Source organism: Pseudomyxococcus flavus (genome assembly GCF_050038885.1).
GTDB classification, from domain to species: domain Bacteria; phylum Myxococcota; class Myxococcia; order Myxococcales; family Myxococcaceae; genus Myxococcus; species Myxococcus flavus.
In genome coordinates this window covers 8288938-8308092 of the sequence record NZ_CP143624.1, presented here as the reverse complement: position 1 = coordinate 8308092, position 19155 = coordinate 8288938, and the positions used below count along the sequence as shown (strand labels likewise).

General features: G+C 70.6%; 1 protein-coding gene (only partly in view). It reads right to left on the bottom strand.

Every position in this 19155-nt window falls within one protein-coding gene, locus VZL07_RS34615, for a non-ribosomal peptide synthase/polyketide synthase (RefSeq protein ID WP_426752207.1), read on the bottom strand. The gene is 46569 nt long; 8309 of those nucleotides lie to the left of the window and 19105 to its right, leaving coding positions 19106–38260 in view, spanning codon 6369 (partial) through codon 12754 (partial); reading right to left, the first codon wholly in view occupies window positions 19151–19153. Both the start codon and the stop codon lie outside the window.

Below are 19155 nucleotides of genomic sequence, written 5' to 3'. Positions count from 1 at the left end.
CCAGCAGTGCTCCCAGGTCTTCGATGGCCACCGCCTTGGGAGGTGCGAGTACCAGCCGTGCCCCGTGGAGCAGGGCGCCCCAGATTTCGAAGGTCGACGCATCGAAGGCGGCGGGGGCCAGCTGCAGGAAGACTTCCCGGGGGCCGAAGCGCACATAGTTGCTGCCCTTCACCAGGCGCACCACGCCCCGGTGGGGCACACAGACGCCCTTGGGGCGGCCCGTGCTGCCGGAGGTGAACATCACGTAGGCCAGGTCGTCACCGCTGACGTTGACCTCCGGCGCGGTGACGGGGTGGGCGGCGATGGCCGGCGCATCGGCATCGATGAGGACGAGCGGGCATCCCGGATCCGGAAGCTCCTCCACGATCGCGTCCTGGCTCAGCAGGACGCTGATTCGGGCCTCGTGCAATATCGAGGTGATGCGCTCGGCGGGATGCCGGGGCTCCACGGGCACATAGGCGGCTCCGGCCTTGAGGATGCCCAGCATGCCGATGATGAGCTCGGGCGAGCGTTCGACACACAGTCCCACGCGTGCGCCGGGACGCACCCCCACGGTGCGCAGATGGTGGGCGAGCTGATTCGCGCGCTGGTCGAGCTGTCGGTAGGTGAGGGGCCTCGTCGAGGAGGACACCGCCACGGCCCCTGGACTCCGCGCCGCCTGGGCGGCGAACAGCGCGTGAATGGGCGTTTCCCGTGGGTACTCGACCGCGGTGGCATTCACCGCCGTCACCACCTGCTGCCGTTCGTCCGACGTCAACAGCGCCAGGCTGGCGAGCGGAACGTCCGGCGAGGACACCGCTGATTCCAGCAACGCAGCCAGGCGGCGGCTCATCCGCGCGGCCGTGTCCTCCGTGAACAGGGCGGTGCTGTAGTTGATGCCACCGTCGAAGCCCTGCTCCGTGCGGTAGAGCTGCAGCTCCAGGTCGAACCGGATGACGTTGGCCGGAGCTTCCTGGAGCGACAGCGTCAGGCCGGCCAGGGACAGCGCGGGGGTCGGCGTGTTGTGGAGGGTGAAGGAGACCTGGAACAACGGTGTGCGGCTCGGGTCGCGCTCGGGCTGGAGGACTTCGACCAGCTTCTCGAAGGGCACGTCCTGGTGCTCGTACGCAGCCAGCGTGGAGTCCCGGACCTGGGACAGCAACTCACGGAAGGTGGCCTGCCCCTGGACCCGGGCGCGCAGCACCAGGGTGTTGACGAAGAAGCCGATGAGGGACTCGGTCTCCGCCTGTCGGCGCCCAGCGATGGGCGAGCCCACCAGGATGTCCGTCTGGCCCGAGTACCGACTCAACAGGACCTGGAATGCCGAGAGCAGCACCATGAAGGGCGTGGCGCCCTCGCGCTTCGCCAACGCCTCGATGGCGTCGCTCAGTTGGCTCGACAGCTGAAGCGGCGTGCTGGCGCCCTGGAAGGACTGCTGTGCGGGACGCGGCTTGTCGGTGGGCAGCTCCAGGTGGGGCGGAGCGCCGTCGAGCTGGTCGCGCCAGTAGTCAAGCTGCGCGTCCAGCACGTCGCCCTGGAGCCACTGCCGCTGCCACACCGCGTAGTCCGCGTACTGGAGTGGCAGGTCCGCCAGCGGCGACGGTTGTCCCTGGCTGAAGGCCGCATAGAGCGCGGCCAGCTCGCGGACCATGACGCCGTTGGACCAGCCGTCGGTGACGATGTGGTGCAGGTTGAGCACCAGCACGTGCTCCGTCTCCGACTGCTTCATCAGCAGGGCGCGCACCAGCGGGCCTTCCTCCAGGTCGAAGGGATACCGCGCCTCTTCCTGGACGAGCCGCAGCGTTTCGTCCTCGCGAACGGCGGCGTCCGTCAGCTCCGAGAAGTCCAGGACCTCGATGGGCACGGGCGCTGGCGGGTGGATGACCTGGACGGGCGCATCCCCCTCCAGACGGAACGTCGTCCGGAGGACCTCGTGACGGCGCACGAGCTCGTCAAAGCTCTGCTGGAGCGCCACCAGGTGCAGCGCGCCCGTGAGCTTCAAGGGGAAGGCGAGGTTGTACGCGCTGCGGCCCGAGTCGCTCATCTGCCCGACGAACCACAGCCGCTGCTGGGCGAAGGAGAGGGGGAGCGCGGAAGACCGGTCGGCACGGACGAGGGGTGGGAGCGCCGGCCCTCGAGACGTGGGTTGCTGCCGCTGCGCATCCAGGTACGCAGCGAGTCCCGCGACGGTGGGTGACTCGAAGAAGGCCCGGAGCGGCAGCTCGACACCGAACTGGGCCCGGACCCGGACGACGACCTGGGTCGCCAGGAGCGAGTGGCCGCCCAGCTCGAAGAACCCATCCTGAACGCCCACGCGACGGACGTTCAGCACCTGGGCGAAGAGCTCCGCGAGCGACTCCTCTGTCGGGGTTCTCGGCGCCAGGTACTGGCCGGGCTGCGCCGCGGGGGCTTCCGGAGCAGGGAGCGCCTTGCGGTCCACCTTGCCGCTCGGCGTCAGCGGAAGGACGCCCAGATGAATGAATGCCGTGGGCACCATGTAGGCGGGAAGCTGTCGTTGCAGGTGCGCTTGCAACGTCGCGGGCGTCAGCGGCTCCGCATCTCCCGTCACGTAGGCAATGAGACGTGCGTCACCACGGGTTTCCTCGCGGACAACAGCGACCGCGTCGCGAACCCCTGGATGACTGCGCAGGGCGGCTTCGATTTCACCCAGCTCGATGCGGAAGCCACGCAGCTTCACCTGGAAGTCGGCCCGGCCGAGGTACTCCAGGGTGCCGTCAGGCAGCCAGCGCGCCACGTCTCCGGTGCGGTAGAGGCGGGCGCCCGGCGTGCCGCTGAAGGTGTCCGGGATGAAGCGCTCGGCCGTCAGCTCCGGCCGCTGAAGGTACCCGCGCGAAACCTGCACGCCGCCGATGTGCAGCTCGCCGGGGATGCCCACCGGCGTCGGCTGCCCGTGCCCATCCAGCACGTACAGCCGGGTGTTGGCCACTGGCCTGCCAATGGGCACCCGGTGCAGCTGCGTGTCCCGAGGGCAGGGCCAGTGACTCACTTCCACCGCGGCCTCTGTCGGGCCATAGAGATTGTGTACCTGCACGGAAGTCGGCAGCCGCGCGTATGCCTTCTTCACCAGCTCCGGGCTCAGGGCCTCCCCGCTGCAGACCAGCCGCTTCAGGGTGCCCAGCTCCATGAGTCCAGGCTCCTCCAGGAAGGCGCTCAGCATCGAGGGCACGAAGTGCACCGTGCTGATGCGCTCCTCCTTCAGCACCTTCGCCAGATACGCGGGCTCCTGGTGGCCTCCAGGCTTCGCCACCACCAATCGCGCTCCGGACATGAGGGGCCAGAAGAACTCCCACACCGACACGTCGAAGCTGAAGGGCGTCTTCTGCAGCACCGCGTCCGAGCTCGTGAGGACGAACGCTTGCTGTCCCCACCTGAGCCGGTTGACGACGGCGCCATGCGTATTCATCGCCCCCTTCGGCCGCCCCGTGCTTCCGGAGGTGAAGATGACGTAGGCCAGGGCCTCCGGGCCCATCTGGGGCACGACAGGCCGAGTCACCGGCTGCCGGGCCACCTCGGCCCGCTGCGTATCCAGGCACACCACGTGGGCCCGCCGCGCCGCACCGGGAGCGCCGTCCCGCTGCGTGTCCATGGGCACCGCGGCGGTTGGTGGCGGAACGGCCCGCAGCGAGTCCACGTGTCCGGCGGCCGCCGCGGGCGCTCCCAGCACGTCACGGTGCCGCTCATGCGTCAGCAGCACCGTGGCACCGCAGTCCTCCAGCATCCCCGCCAGCCTCTCTCGCGGGTACCCCGGGTCCAGTGGCACGTAGGCGGCTCCGGCCTTCAGCACCCCCAGCAGCGCCACCACCAGGTCCACCGAGCGCTCCAGGCACACGCCCACCCGTGACTCGACGCCGACTCCCAGCCCCCTCAGGTGGTGCGCCACCTGGTTGGCCCGCGCCTCCAGCTCCCGGTACCTCACGTGCTCCGACTCGAAACTCACCGCCACCGCGTCCGGCGTCCGCTCGGCCTGCGCCTCCACCAGCCCGTGCAGCGTCTCCCCTGCCGGGTACGCCTCCTGGCGCCCCTGGAACCCCCGCAGCACCTGCTCGCGCTCGGCCTCGGAGAAGAGCGGCACGCGCGCCAGCGGGACATCCGGTTGGGCAACGACCCTGCGGGCGAGCTCGACCAGGTGCTGGGCGAGGCGCTCCATCGTGGCGCTGTCGAAGAGGCTCGCCGCGTACTCGAACCGGCAGTTCAGCTCGCTCCTGTCCTCGATGAGCTCCAGGCTCAGGTCGAACTTGGAGGTGTCCGAGGCGAGTGGAATCTGGCTGAGCTGGAGCGACTGGTGCTCCACGGAGACCGTGGGCGTGTTGACCACGTTCAGGACCGCCTGGAACACAGGCGTCCGGCTCTGGTCACGCGGGAGCTGAAGGGCTTCGATGACACGCTCGAACGGGGCGTCCTGGTGCGCGAAGGCCTCCAGGGCCTGCCGCTTCACGCGGGTCAGCAGCTCTCGGAACGACGGGCCTCCCGACAAGCGCGAACGCAACGCGAGCGTGTTCACGAAGCAGCCGAGCAGGCCCTCCACTTCCGGGCGCGTCCGGCCGGCGGTGGGGATGCCCACCGCGAAGTCTTCCTGACCCGACGTGCGTCCCAGCAATGCCTGGAACAGCGCCAGCAGGACCATGAACGAGGTGGCGCCCTCGCGTCGGCCAAACGCCAGCAGCGGCTCCGTCACCTCGGACGGAATCAGGAACGAGCAGGTTCCACCTGCATACGATTGGACCGCGGGCCGCGGACGGTCCGTGGGCAGCTCGAGTGCGGCGACACCGGCCAACTCGGACTTCCACCACTGGACCTGGGCTTCCATGACCGCGCCGTCCAGCCACTGGCGCTGCCACACCGCGTAGTCCGCGTACTGCACCGGCAGCGGCGGGAGGGGCGACGGCAGGCCCGCGCTGTAGCAGGCATAGAGCGCCGACAGCTCGTGCCCCACGACCAGCGTGCCCCAGGCGTCCGAGACGACGTGGTGCTGCATGAAGCTCAGGACGTGCTCCTCGGGGCCCATGCGGAGCAGCAGCGCCCGGATGACCGGTCCCTGCTCCAGGTCGAAGGGCTGCGCCCCCAGGGCCTTGCAGCGACGCAGCATCTCCGCCTCACGCGCCTCGGCGGTGGCCCCGGGGACGTCCTCCACCGGCAGGGGCAGGGTGAAGTCGGGGTGGATGATCTGCACGGCGCCGTGCTCGGTCATCGAGTAGGTGGTGCGCAGGACCTCGTGCCGCTGCACCATCTCGTTCAGCGCGGCCCGGAGCGCATCGGTGTCCAGCGGCCCCAGGAGTCGGAAGCTGGAGCCGTTGTTGTACGCGGTGTTGTCCGGGTCGAGCTGCTGGAGGTACCAGAGCCGCTGCTGTGCGAAGGAGAGGGGCAGGGGCCCGTTTCGCGGTACGCGCGCGATGGGGGGCGGCGCCGTGGGCAGGGCCCGGGCAGCCGCGGAGGACTGCGGCTTCGAGGTGGGCGCCGCGGGCGGGGGAGGCGGGGCCGTGACGGGCCGGGTGGCCGGAACGCTGACGGGCTCCACGCGGCCATCCATCCGGAGCCTGACATGGCGGCCCGTACGGAAGAGGCGAGCGCTCGAACGGGCAGGGTGAGGCACCAGGCGACGGTGTTCCTCCTCCCGCGCGCGCCACAGCATCCCCGGCAGCCCGGCGCCTTCCAGGGCCAGCTCGCCGACGACGCCCGGAGGGACGGGCATCCCGGCCGCATCCAACACCCAGGCCTGGAGCCCCTCCGGAATGCGTTCATTCGGCGTGCGTGGCAGCAGGGTGCCCTCCGACACGTCACCCGCGAGCATCACCTTCGCTTCGGTGGCCCGATGCAGCGAACTGGCCAGCTCCGTGGAGGCCCCTTCGATGACCACCGCGCCCACGGGCTTCAGCACCTCGCGGGCCCGCGGCAGCTCCGCGAGCGTCCGGGCCAACCGCGCGGAGGCCTGGAGCATGACGGCACCGGACTGGCGCGCCAGCTCCAGCAGCTCCTCCACGCCCTGTCCGGTCTCCACCCGCACGTGCTCACGCTGGCGCACGGCGTCCTGCTCCATCCGTTCGCGAATCGTGACCAGCCGGCGCAAGCCCTCGAGGACCACGGGCGTCTCCAGCCCGAAGTCGATGAGGCAGGCCACCTCGTCCACGTCGGCGCCGCGCACCTGGGCCATTCGCCGCAGGCCGCTCTCCACCGTGCCGATGAGCCCCGTCCCCTTCGCGTGGTGCTCGAAGGTGTGCTCCAGCATGGCCTCGATGTCCGCCTCGGACACCTTGTCGATTTCGCCCTGGTAGCCCTGGGCCGCCAGCAGCGACGCAGCGATCTCCGCCGAGCTCCGGAAGTAGCGAAGCAGCGGCTTGCGCACCGTGTGCAGCACGTCCTGCTCGTCGTCGCCGATGAAGGTGTGGAGCATCAACGTGACGTGGCCGCGCCCCGGGTGGCCGTTGCGGCGCCAGGCCTCGCGGTAGAGCGCCACCTTCGGCTTCAGCTCTTCGAGCGAATGCGTCAGCAGCCCCGTCAGCACGCCCGCGCCCACCTCGCCCGCGAGCCGGAAGGTCTCCGGATTGCTGGCCGCGGTGAGCCACACGGGCAGCTCCGCCTGGACGGGCCTGGGGCGCAGGCCGACTTCCACCGTCACGCCTCCGCCTCCCTGACGGCGCAGCTTCTCACCGCGCCATAGGGCCCGCAGCGTCTCCAGGCTCCGCAGCAGGAGGTTGCGGCGGTCCTCGAAGTTCTGCGGGGCGAACGTGAAGTCCGCCGGGTGCCAGCCCGTCGCCACGGACAGGCCCACGCGACCGCCGGAGAGGTTGTCCACCACGGACCACTGCTCGGCCACTTGCAGCGGGTCATGCAGGGGGAGCACCACGCTGCCGGAGCGGAGGCGCAGGTTGCGGGTGACGGTGGCCAGGGCGGCGGCCACCACCGCGGGCTGGGGATAGAGCCCGCCGAACGAGTGGAAGTGGCGCTCCGGCGTCCACACCGCGGAGAAGCCATGCGCGTCCGCGAACTTCGACCCTTCCAGCAGCAGCTCGTACTTGGGGCCCGCCAGTGAATCCTCGTCGTTGGCGAAGTAGAGCAGGCTCAGGTCCATGGCCCCCGTGCGTGGACCGCCCGAATGCAGGCGCCCCAGCCGCTCCGTGACCTGCGCTGAGGGGAACGCCACCCGCAGGCCCCGAGAGAGGGCCCACAGCGTCTCCAGCTCGGGGCGGTCCGCCGACCCATCCGCCGCCGCCAGCCACGTGGTGCCCTCCGCGGGATGCAGCCGCGCGTCGAGCCCCTCGAAGAACGTCGCGAGCCCGTGATGGTCCAGGCCCCACGCCGCCTGGTCCTTCTTCCCGGCGGGCAGAACCCACGCCAGCGTGTCCACGGTGGGGCGGGCACCGGAGGCACCGCCGCCGGAGGTCCCCAGCGCGTCATCCACGAACAACGTCCTTGAGGGCTCCAGCCGGGCGGAGGTGGTCACCGCCTTTCGGGTGACGAGCACCGGTACCCGGGCGCCATCGGCTGCGAAGTCGGGGAGCGTGCCGAGCTCCGAAGGCCCCAGCGCCACGACGGCCGCTCCTGCGTCGAGCACGCCCCACAGCACCGCCAGCTTCTCGGGCGAGGGGGGAAGGCAGACCGCGACAGGCTCCCCCTCACGCACCCCGAGCCCGCGCAGGCGCAGGGCGAGCGCGCGCGCCCGTTCCGCCAGCACCGACCACGTCCAGTGACTGTCGCCCTGCACGGTGGCCACCGCCTGGGGCTGACGCGCCGCGCGCTCCGCCAGCAGCGCGGGAACCGATGTGGAGACGGGCCTGGCCTGGGGTTGGGGCCAGCTCCGCCGCTCCGCTTCAGTGACCAGGCTCAGGCGGGAAACGTGTTCGGAGGGCTGGGCCAGCGCGGAAGCCAGGAGCGACTGCAGGTGCTCGCCCATTCGCTGGACGGTGGTCTTGTCGAACAGCTCGGTTGCGTACTCCAGCGCTCCGTGGACCCGGTCCATCCCCTCACTGAGCACCAGGGTCAGGTCGCCCAGCGTGCCGCCCCACTGGACGGGCGTGTCTGGCACCTCCACCATCGAGCCGCGCACGCCGGTCATCGCCAGCGCCGCCTCGCCGTCTCCCTGGCTCGCGTGGAACACGAAGAGGGAGTCCATGATTCGCTCCCGGCCCACGTCCTTGCCGGGGACGAGCGCCTCCACCAGGTATTCGAACGGCACGTCGGGGCGTGACTGGACGTCGTTGACCTCCTGCCGCACGCGGTGAAGCAGCGAGAGGAACGTCGGGTCATCCGAGAAGCTCACCCTGAAGGCGACGGAGTGCGCCACGTAGCCGATGAGCGGCAGCAGCTCCGGCCGTGTCCTGTTGGCGATGGGCGTGCCCACGACGATGTCCGTCTGCCCGCTGTAGCGGTGCAGCAGGGCCTGCCATGCGGCCAGCACCACCATGTACGACGTGAAGCCCTCGCGCTTCCCGAAGGCGACCAGCGCCTGGGAGAGGGCGGGTGAGAACTCCACGCGGATGCGCTCCGCCGTGAGCGGGCAGGTGGCCGGCCGAGGCCGGTCCGTGGGCAAGCCGAGGTGACGTGGCAGCGCGGCGAGGCGCTGGCGCCACCATTGTTCCTGCGCCTGAAGCCCGCCTTCCGCGATGACCTGCCGCTGCCACGCGCCGAAGTCCGCGTACTGCACCGGCAGCGGAGGAAGGGGCGACGGCAGGCCCTGCCGGAAGGCGGCGTAGAGCTGGAACAGCTCGTTGATGAAATGCGCGATGGACAGCGTGTCGCAGACGACGTGATGCACGTTGCCCAGCAACATGAACACCTGGCTGTCGAGCTGGAGCAGCGTCGTCCGGACCACCGGCCCATTCACCAGGTCGAACGGAAGCGCGGCATCCTCGCGCGCCAGCCGGAATGCCTCGGCCTCACGGAGCTCGGGCGGCCCGGTCAGGACGACCTGCTTCAGCGGGACGTACATCTCCGGGTGGAACCGCTGCACCGGCTGGCCGTCCACCGCGTCGTACGTGGTGCGCAGGGCTTCGTGACGGCGGACGATCTCCTGGACGCTGCGCTCCAGGATGTCCGTGTCGATGAGCCCCTCGAGCCGCAGGACGAACGGGATGTTGTAGGCGGAGAGCCCGGGGAGGTGCTGTTCCAGGCGCCAGACGCGCTCCTGGACGAAGGACAGGGGCATCGGCTGCGTGCGCGTCCGCGGCACGATGGGCAGCTCTTGCGGCCCGTCCTTCGATGGCGCCTGGCTCAGCAACGGGACGATCCGCTGGGCGATGCCGGCGACCGTGGGCGCCTCGAACAGGGCGGCCAGGGGGAGCTGCACACCGAAGGTGTCCCGGACCTGATTGAGGAGCTGGGCCGCCATCAGCGAGTTGCCGCCAATCTCCAGGAAGTTGTCATCCCGTCCGACGAACTCCATGCCCAGGCGCTCACGCCAGAGCGCGGCAAGCCGCTCCTCGATGTCCCCTCTAGGAGCATCTGCGCGGGCCGGCGAGACAGCGGACGACGCATGCGCGGGAGCCGCGTCGCCGGGCGAAGCGGACGTGAGTGGGGGCGGGGCGGAGGGCGGGGTCTCCGGCATCTCGGGCTGCGTGCTCGCGACGCCGGGAGTCGCCGCGGTGGGGACCGCCACCGGGTACGGCGGAGCCTTCGCGTTCACTGGGGCCTCCACCCAGCAGCGCTTCTCCTGGAACGGATAGGTCGGCAGGTGCAGCCGCCGCCGCTGTTCGTGCCGGTAGAAGGCGCTCCAGTCCACCGCCGTCCCCAGCGTCCACAGCTCGCCCACGGTGGCGAGCAGGCTCGCGTGCTCCGTCGTGGAGCCTCCTCGGCGCAGGGTGGCCAGGGCCTTGACCCGCGCCTTGTCCGCCCCCAGGCAGGCGCGGACCAGCGGCGTCAGGTCCTGCCCGGGCCCGACCTCCAACAGCAGGCTGCACCCGTCTTCCAGGAGCGCGCCCACCGCATCGAGGAAGCGCACCGGCTCCCGCATCTGCTCCGCCCAGTACTCCGGCCGGGCCAGCATGCCCGGATGCGCCCAGCGCCCGGTGACGCTGGAGGCGTAGCGCAGTGTGGGCTCCGCCCGCTTCAATGACGCGACGACGCCCGCCAGCGCGGGCATCAGCGGCTCCACGTCCGCGGAGTGGAAGGCGTGCGGCGTGGGCATCCGGACGGCGCCCACGTCCTGCTGCTTCAACGCGGCCTGGAGGCGCTCCACCTCCGCCACGGGCCCCGCGACGACGCACCGGTCCGGCGCATTGATGGCCGCCAGCGACAGCCTGCCGGTCAGCAGCGGACGCACCTGGGCTTCGGGCATCGCCACCGCGAGCATGGCGCCGGGCGGCAGGCGGTGCATCAGCTCGCCGCGCGCCACCGCGAGTCGCAGGCCATCCTCCAGCGACAGCACGCCCGCGACGGATGCGGCGGCGTACTCGCCAAAGCTGTGTCCCAGCACGGCGTGGGGCTTCAGGCCCCAGTCCATCCACATCCGCGCCAGCGCGGACTCCATGATGAACAGCGCGGGCAGCGCCACACGGGTGTCCGCCAGCCAGGTCGCGGCCTCCGCGTCCTCGGGCGAGGCGGCCAGCATCAGCCCCCGGACACGGTCGCGCAGCGGCTGTTCGAGCAGCGCCAAGCTCGCATCCACGTGTCCGCGGAACGCGGGCTCGGCTTCGTAGAGCTCACGCCCCATGCCGACCTGCTGCGCCCCCTGACCGGGGAAGATGAACGCCACCCGGCGTCCGCGCACCAGGTCGTCCGCCTTGAGCTGCACTGGGGTGTAGGGCTTGCGCAGGACACGGGCCAGGTCCGCGGCATCGCGCGCCACCACGCTGCGCCGGACCTCGAAGGCCTTGCGCCCCTGGGCGTGGGTGAAGGCCACGTCCGCCAGGGAGAGGCTCTCCGCCTGGGCTTCAGCGTGCGCGGCGAGCTGCTGGGCGGCGGCCTCCAGCGCCTCGGGCGTCCGCGCCGACAAGGTGACGACCTGATGGGAACGGGTGGTGGAGCCGCTGTGGGCCACGGGAGACTCCTCGAGCACGGCGTGAGCGTTGGTGCCACCGATGCCGAAGGAGCTGACGGCCGCGAACCGCGGTGTCTCGCGCCTCGGCCACGGCCGGAGGGTGGTGTTGACGAAGAAGGGACCGTCGTCGAAGGGGATTTGGGGGTTGGGCCGCTCGAAGTGCAGGCTGGGCGGGACCTCGCCATGGTGCAGCGCCAGCGCGACCTTGATGAGGCCGGCGAGCCCCGCCACGGTGTCCAGGTGCCCGACGTTGCTCTTGAGGGAGGCCAGGGCGATGGTGCCCCGGTGCTCGGCGCCCAGGCCGTACGCCCGGTGGAGCGCGGCGACTTCGATGGGGTCGCCCAGCGGCGTCGCCGTGCCGTGGGCCTCCACGTAACCCACGTCCCGGGGCTGCACGCCGGAGCGGGCGAGGGCCTGCTGGATGACCGCCGTCTGCCCCTGGACGCTCGGAGCGGTGTACCCGGACTTGTGGCGGCCGTCGTTGTTCGTCGCCGTGGCCTTGATGACGGCGTAGATGGCGTCGCCATCCCGCTGTGCGTCCTCCAACCGCTTGAGCACCACGCACGCGACGCCGTTCGAGGTCACCGTGCCCTGCGCCTTCGCGTCGAAGCTGCGGCAGTGGCCATCCGGGGATTGGATGAGCCCCTCCTGATAGACGTAGCCGGTGCGCTGCGGCACGGCGATGCGCGTCGCGCCCGCCAGGGCAACCCCGGACTGACCGGCCAGCAGGTTCTGGCAGGCCAGGTGGACGGCGACCAAGCCCGTGGAGCACGCCGTGTGGACGAGCACGCTCTCGCCGGTGAGCCCCAGCTTGAAGGACGTCTTCGTGGCCAGGCTCTCGTGCGTGGTGGTGCCGTAGAGCTCGAACAGGGCCGGGCCGTCGAGCGGCACCGTCGCCCGCACGGTCTCCGTGTATCCAGAATCGATAGCACCCGCGTAGAGCGCGATGGCTTCGGGGAAGCGCTCCGGATCGACGCCGGCGTCCTCCAACGCCGTCCATGCGCACTGGAGGAAGAGCCGCTGCTGCGGATCCATCCACTGCGCTTCACGGAGGGACAGGTCGAAGAAGCCGGGGTCGAACGCGTCGATAGCGTCCAGCACACCGCCCGCCGGAACGAAGGCGGGATGCTGCGACAGCTCGACGCCGTCCGGGAGCCCTGGCATCCGCTCCAGCTCCTCGGGGGAGAATCGGGAGATGGACTCGATGCCGTCACGCAGGTTCCGCCAGAACTGCTGGATGGAGCCCGCCCCCGGGAAGCGGCCCGACATGCCGATGATGGCGATGTCGCCAGCCCTAGAGGCAGGTGCCTTGCGTGGAGACGCCTCGGCCGAGGGCTGTTCCCGATGCGGAGCCTCCTCGTGCGACGCGGGTTCGTGCGGAGCCTCCTGACGGGACGCCGTTTCCAGGATGCGCGCGAGCCCGTGCACGGTGGGGTGTTCGAAGAGCCACACCACTGGGAGGTCGCGGGCCAGTGCCTCTCGCATGCGTGCCGCGATGCGAACGACGGACAGGGACGTGCCGCCCAGGTCCTCGAAGAGGTGGTCGTGGACGCCAATGCGCTCGACGCCCAGCTCACGGGCCCAGAGCGACGCGAGCTGGGACTCCAGGGGACTCGCGGGCTCCACGAAGCGGCTCTCGCGCCCGGTGGACACGCGCTCCGGCGCAGGCAGGGCCTTCCGGTCCACCTTGCCGCTGGTGTTCAGGGGCAGGGACGGAAGCACCACGAAGAGTGACGGCACCATGTACTCGGGGAGCCGTTCCCGCATCCCGGCGCGGAGGACGGCGGCGTCCAGGGCACCTTGCTCGGTGCCCTGGACATAGGCCACCAGCCGCTTGTCCCCGGGCGCGTCCTCGCGCACCACGGCCGCCGCTTCCACGACGCCCGGCAGCGCCCGGAGCGCGGCTTCGACATCGGTCAGCTCGATGCGGAAGCCGCGCACCTTCACCTGCTGGTCGATGCGGCCGACGAACTCCAAGAGTCCGTCTGGACGCCAGCGGACAATGTCCCCGGTGCGATAGAGCCGCTCACCGGGATGCGCGGCGAAGGGGTGGGGGATGAAGCGCTCCGCCGTGAGGTCCGGGCGGGACACGTACCCACGCGCAAGCCCGTCACCGCCGATGAACAGCTCGCCCGGCACGCCCACGGGGACGGGCTGGAGCCGCGCGTCCAGCACGTAGGTGCGCGTGTTGAAGAGCGGCGCACCGATGGGCGCCGTGGCCCCCACCTCCGAGGCCTCCGATACCGCGAAGGTGGTGGTGGCGACGGTGTTCTCCGTCGGGCCGTAGCCATTGATGAGCGTGATTCCCGTGGACGCCAGGGCGCGCCGGGCATGGGGCGCCGAGAGGACGTCACCCGCCACCTCGACGACCCGCAGCTTCCGGAGCAGCGAGGGGCGGTGCTCCACGACCTGGGTGAAGAGCCCCGGCGAGAGGTGGACGAAGGTGATGCCGTGGCGCTCCACCACCTGCTCCAGACGCTCCAGGTCACTGGGCAGCGCATCCTCGGGGTAGAGGACCAACCGCCCACCGTTCAGCAGCGGCGCCCAGAGCTCGAGCACGGAGCCATCGAAGGCCGTGGGCGACAGGTGGAGGCTCGTCTCCCGGACGCCGATGCCGGCATGCGGCTCGCTGTAGACGACGCGCAAGACGCCCAGGTGCTCGACCCCCACGCCCTTGGGGCGACCGGTGCTCCCCGACGTGAACATCACGTAGGCGAGCTGACGCGGACCGACGCCAGGCGTGGGCGCAGTGACGGGCCACTGCTCGACGGCCAGCTCCTCCATGAACAGCGTCTCAGGTGCCGGGTCGGGCAGCTGGAGCTTCTCGTTCAGGGCGCGTGACGTGAGCAGGAGGCGCGGTGGCGCGTCCTCCAGCATCGCGGCCAGCCGTTGGGCGGGGAAGGACGCGTCCAGGGGAACATAGGCGCCTCCCGCCTTGAGCGTGGCCAGCAGCGCGATGACCCACGCGGGGCTGCGCTCCAGGCACACGGCGACCAGGGTCTCAGGGCCCACCCCGCGCGAGCGCAGCAGGTGCGCGAGCTGGTTGGCCCGGGTGTCGAGCTGGCCATAGGTAATGAACGTGTCGCCTGCTTCCAGCGCGATGGCGGAGGGGCGCAATGCCGCGTGGCGGGCGAACATCTCCGCGATGGTGACGCCGGAGGGATACGGCCTCGTGGTGGCATTCCACGCCATCAGCACCTGCTGGCGCTCCGGGGGGGTGAGCATGTCCAGCATCCCCAGCGGACGGTCCGGTGCGGCCGTCGCGGCGGCCAGGAGCGTCCGGAAGTGTCCGGCGATCCGAGCGATGGTGGCGACCTCGAACAGGTCGGTGCTGTACTCGATGACGCCCCGCAGGCCGTCCGGGGTCTCCGTCAGCACCAGGCCCAGGTCGAAGCGCGCGGTGGCGTTCTCGACGTCCACCGGGCGCAGCGTGAGGCCCGGTGCCCGAAGGACCTCGGTGGGGGTGTTCTGAAGCGAGAAGATGACCTGCACCAGCGGGGTTCGACCCAGGTCGCGCTGGGGCTGCATCGCCTCCACGAGCCGCTCGAAGGGGAGCTCCTGGTGGGCGAAGGCACTCAGCGTGGTGTCACGCACCTGCGCGAGCAGGGCTCGGAACGAGTCTTCCGGCCGCACCCGGGCGCGCAACACCAGCGTGTTGACGAAGAACCCGATGAGCCCCTCCAGGTCACCGTGACGGCGGCCCGCGATGGGGGAGCCGACGAGCAGGTCCTCCTGCCGGCTGTACCGGGCGAGCAGCACCTGCCACGCGGCCAGCAGCGCCATGAACGGCGTCACCCCGGCCTGCCGCGCGAGCGCGAGGAAGGGCTCCGCGACCTCCCGCGGGATGTGGACCGGATGAAGCTCGCCAAACTGCGAGCGCAGCGCCGGGCGCACCTTGTCGGTAGGCAGGTCCAGGACCTGGGGCGCGCCTTCAAGCTGCCGCTTCCACCACGCCACCTCGGTTTCGAGCCGCTCCCCTTGGAGCCACTGCCGCTGCCAGGCCGCGAAGTCGGCGTATTGCACCGGGAGGGGAGGCAGTCCCGGAGACTTCTTCTGCGAGAAGGCTTCGTAGGCCAGGGCCACCTCGCGAACCATGATGCCCACGGACCAGCCGTCCGAAACGATGTGGTGCATGACGAACACCAGGACGTGGAGGTCCGAGTCCAGCTTGAGCAGGTGCGTGCGCAGCAACGGCCCGGTGCCCAGGTCGAATGGACGCCCCGCCTCTTCGGAGGCGAACCGGCGTGCCTCGACCTCGCGACCATCCGAGGGGAGAGCGGTGAGGTCGGACAGGGGGAGCGTCCAGGCCGAGGGCATGTGGATGACCTGGACCGGGGCATCGTCCTTCAACACGAACGTCGTGCGCAGCGCCTCATGGCGGGTGACGAGATACGTCAGCGCGTGGCGCAGGGCTTCCTCGTCCAACGCGCCCTCGAGCCGCACCGCTCCCGATACGTTGTAGTTGCTGCTGCCCGGGAGGAGCTGGTCGAGCACCCACAGACGATGCTGGGCGAAGGACAACGGCAACGCCCCGTCCCGCGGCAGCGGCCGGAGCTGGGGACCCTGCGGAGGTGCTGCGCGGAACAGCATTCCTTCCTCGACGAGCTCGGTCACCCGGGCGACCGTCGAAGCATCGAAGAAGGAATGGAGCTCCAGCTCCACCCCGAACATGGCGCGCACGCGGGAGACGAGCTGTGTCGCCAGCAGGGAGTGCCCGCCGAGCGCGAAGAAGTCGTCGTGCAAGCCCACGTGCTCGACACGGAGCAGCTCGCGGAACATGCCGGCGACCCGCTGCTGAAACGGCGTCAGCCGCTCCTGTGCGACGGGAACCGAAGCCGCGACGGACGGGGCCGCGGATGGAGCAGGCAACGCCTTCCGATCCACCTTGCCGCTGGGAGTCAGCGGCAGGGCGGCTAGCAGCATCACCGCGGACGGCAGCATGTGAGACGGAAGCCGCTCGGCGAGCCGTGCGCGCAAGGCAGCCACGTCCAGGTCGGGGCGACCTGCGACATAGGCTACGAGTCGTGCATCTCCCTGCACCTCCTCGCGGACGACAGCGACCGCGTCATGTACGCCCGGGTGACCGCGCAGGGCGGCTTCGATTTCACCCAGCTCGATGCGGAAGCCACGCAGCTTCACCTGGAAGTCGGCCCGGCCGAGGTACTCCAGGGTGCCGTCAGGCAGCCAGCGCGCCACGTCTCCGGTGCGGTAGAGGCGGGCGCCCGGCGTGCCGCTGAAGGCATCGGGGATGAAGCGCTCGGCCGTCAGCTCCGGCCGCTGTAGGTACCCACGCGAAACCTGCACGCCGCCGATGTGCAGCTCGCCGGGGATGCCCACCGGCGTCGGCTGCCCGTGCCCGTCCAGCACGTACAGCAGGGTGTTGGCTACGGGCTTCCCAATCGGCACTCGCTGCAACTGCGCGTCCCGAGGGCAGGGCCAGTAGCTGACGTCCACCGCGGCCTCTGTCGGGCCGTACAGGTTGTGTACCTGCACGCAAGCCGGTAGCCGCGCGTACACCTTCGTCACCAGCTCCGGCGCAAGCGCCTCCCCGCTGCAGACCACCCGCCGCAGCTGGGCCAGCTTCTCCAGCCCCGGCTCCTCCAGGAAGGCTCGCAGCATGGAGGGCACGAAGTGCACCGTGCTGATGCGCTCCTCCTTCAGCACCTTCGCCAGATACGCGGGCTCCTGGTGGCCTCCAGGCTTCGCCACCACCAGTCGTGCCCCGGACATGAGGGGCCAGAAGAACTCCCACACCGACACGTCGAAGCTGAACGGCGTCTTCTGCAGCACGGCATCCTCGTGCCCCAGCCCGTACTCCTGCTGCATCCACCTGAGCCGGTTGACGATGGCGCCATGCGTATTCATCGCCCCCTTCGGCCGCCCCGTGCTTCCGGAGGTGAAGATGACGTAGGCCAGGGCCTCCGGGCCCACCTGGGGCACGACAGGCCGAGTCACCGGCTGCCGCGACACCTCGGCTCGCTGCGTATCCAGACACACCACGTGGGCCCGCCGCGCCGCACCGGGAGCGCCGTCTCGCTGCGTGTCCATGGGCACCGCGGCGGTTGGTGGCGGAACGGCCCGCAGCGAGTCCACGTGTCCGGCGGCCGCCGCGGGCGCTCCCACCACGTCACGGTGCCGCTCATGCGTCAGCAGCACCGTGGCACCGCAGTCCTCCAGCATCCCCGCCAGCCTCTCTCGCGGGTACCCCGGGTCCAGTGGCACGTAGGCGGCTCCGGCCTTCAGCACCCCCAGCAGCGCCACCACCAGGTCCACCGAGCGCTCCAGGCACACGCCCACCCGTGACTCGACGCCGACTCCCAGCCCCCTCAGGTGGTGCGCCACCTGGTTGGCCCGCGCCTCCAGCTCCCGGTACCTCACGTGCTCCGACTCGAAACTCACCGCCACCGCGTCCGGCGTCCGCTCGGCCTGCGCCTCCACCAGCCCGTGCAGCGTCTCCCCTGCCGGGTACACCTCGCGCCGGCCCTGGAACTCCTTCAGCACCTGTTCCCGCTCTTGCTCCGACAGCATCGGCAACTCGTGGATGCGCGCGGTCGGAGCCCGGACCACGGCCTCGAGCAGCGTGCGGAAGTGCCGAACCAGCCGCTCAGCGGCCACCGGCGTGAAGAGGTCCAGGCTGTACTCCAGCGTGCCGTCCAGACTCCCGTCCGGAAGCTCCATCATGGACAGCGTGAGGTCGAGGCGGGCCGTGTCGGTCGTGGACTCCAGCATTTCGAGGTCCACGCCCGGCCATGCCGGCGGTTGCATGGGCGCGTTCTGCAGGACGAACATCACCTGGACGAGCGGTGTCCGGCCGCCACTGCGCTCGCCGCCCACGGCCTCCACCAACTGGTCGAATGGCACGTCCTGGCGCACGTAGGCCGCGAGCGACTCCTCTCGGACGCGAGCGACCAGCTCCGCGAAGGTGGGCGCGCCCTCCAGCCGGGCACGGAGCACGAGCGTGTTGACGAAGAAGCCAATCAACGGCTCCAGCTCGGCCCGAGTCCGGTTGGCGATGGGACTGGCCACGCAGAAGTCGACCTGGCCGGAGTAGCGGGACAGCAGCGTCTCGTAAGCCGCCAGCAGCACCATGAAGAGGGTGGCGCGTTGGTCACGAGCCAGCAGGTCCAGCCCCTTCGTGAGCTCAGGAGGCAGTGTGAAGGCCAGGGTCGCTCCATGGTGCGTCCGAACCGGAGGCCGGCCGAGATCTCCGGTCAGCTCCAGTGCGGGGACGGCCTGGAGGTGGTCACGCAGCTCGGCGAGCTGGGCCTGAATGCCGGCGCTTCGCACCCAATCGCGCTGCCAGGCCGCGAAGTCCGCGTACTGCACCGCGAGCGGCGGAAGCGGCGAGGGCCGGTCCTCACTGAAGGCGGAGTAGAGGGCAGCGACCTCGCGCATCAGCACGCCCAGGGACCACCCATCGGAGACGATGTGGTGCAGGCACAGGAGCAGGACGTGTACGTCCGGCTCCATGCGCAACAGCACCGTGCGGAGCAGCGGCCCCGTGGTCAGGTCGAATGCATGGTGGGCCTCCTCCGCCACGCGTTGACGCAAGCGCGCGTCCCGGACCGGAGCGTCCAGATGCGACAGCTCCTCGACGGGCAGCTCCCACGTCTCGGGAGCGGCGTGGATGACCTGCGCCGGGAGCCCATCTCGCGAGGAGAAGGTCGTGCGGAGGACCTCGTGACGGCGGACCAGCTCCACGAAGGTTCGCCGCAGCACGCCCACGTCCAGGGGACCGGTCAGCTTCAGCGCGAAGGGTACGTTGTAGACGGCGTGGCCCTTCTGGAGCTGCGCGAGGAACCACAGGCGCTGCTGGGCGAAGGACACCGGAAGGTCCGCGCTGCGTGCCACTGGCAGCAGCGGAGGCATGGAGGCCCGCGACGACTGCAACATCAACGCCTCGATGCGCTCCGCCATCCCCAGGAGCGTGGGCGCCTCGAAGAGCGTCCTCAATGGGACATCCACCCCCAGCTCCGTGCGAATCCGCGTCACCAGCTGCGTCGCCAGGAGCGAGTGACCACCGAGCTCGAAGAAGTCATCTTGCGGACGGACCCGCTCGACGTGGAGGACCTCTCGGAAGAGCGCCGCGAGTTGCTGCTGAAGCATCGGCAGCGAGTCCGCGTCGTCATCGGCGGACGGCGCGGCCACTAGGTCTGGCGCCGGAAGCGCCTGTCGGTCCACCTTGC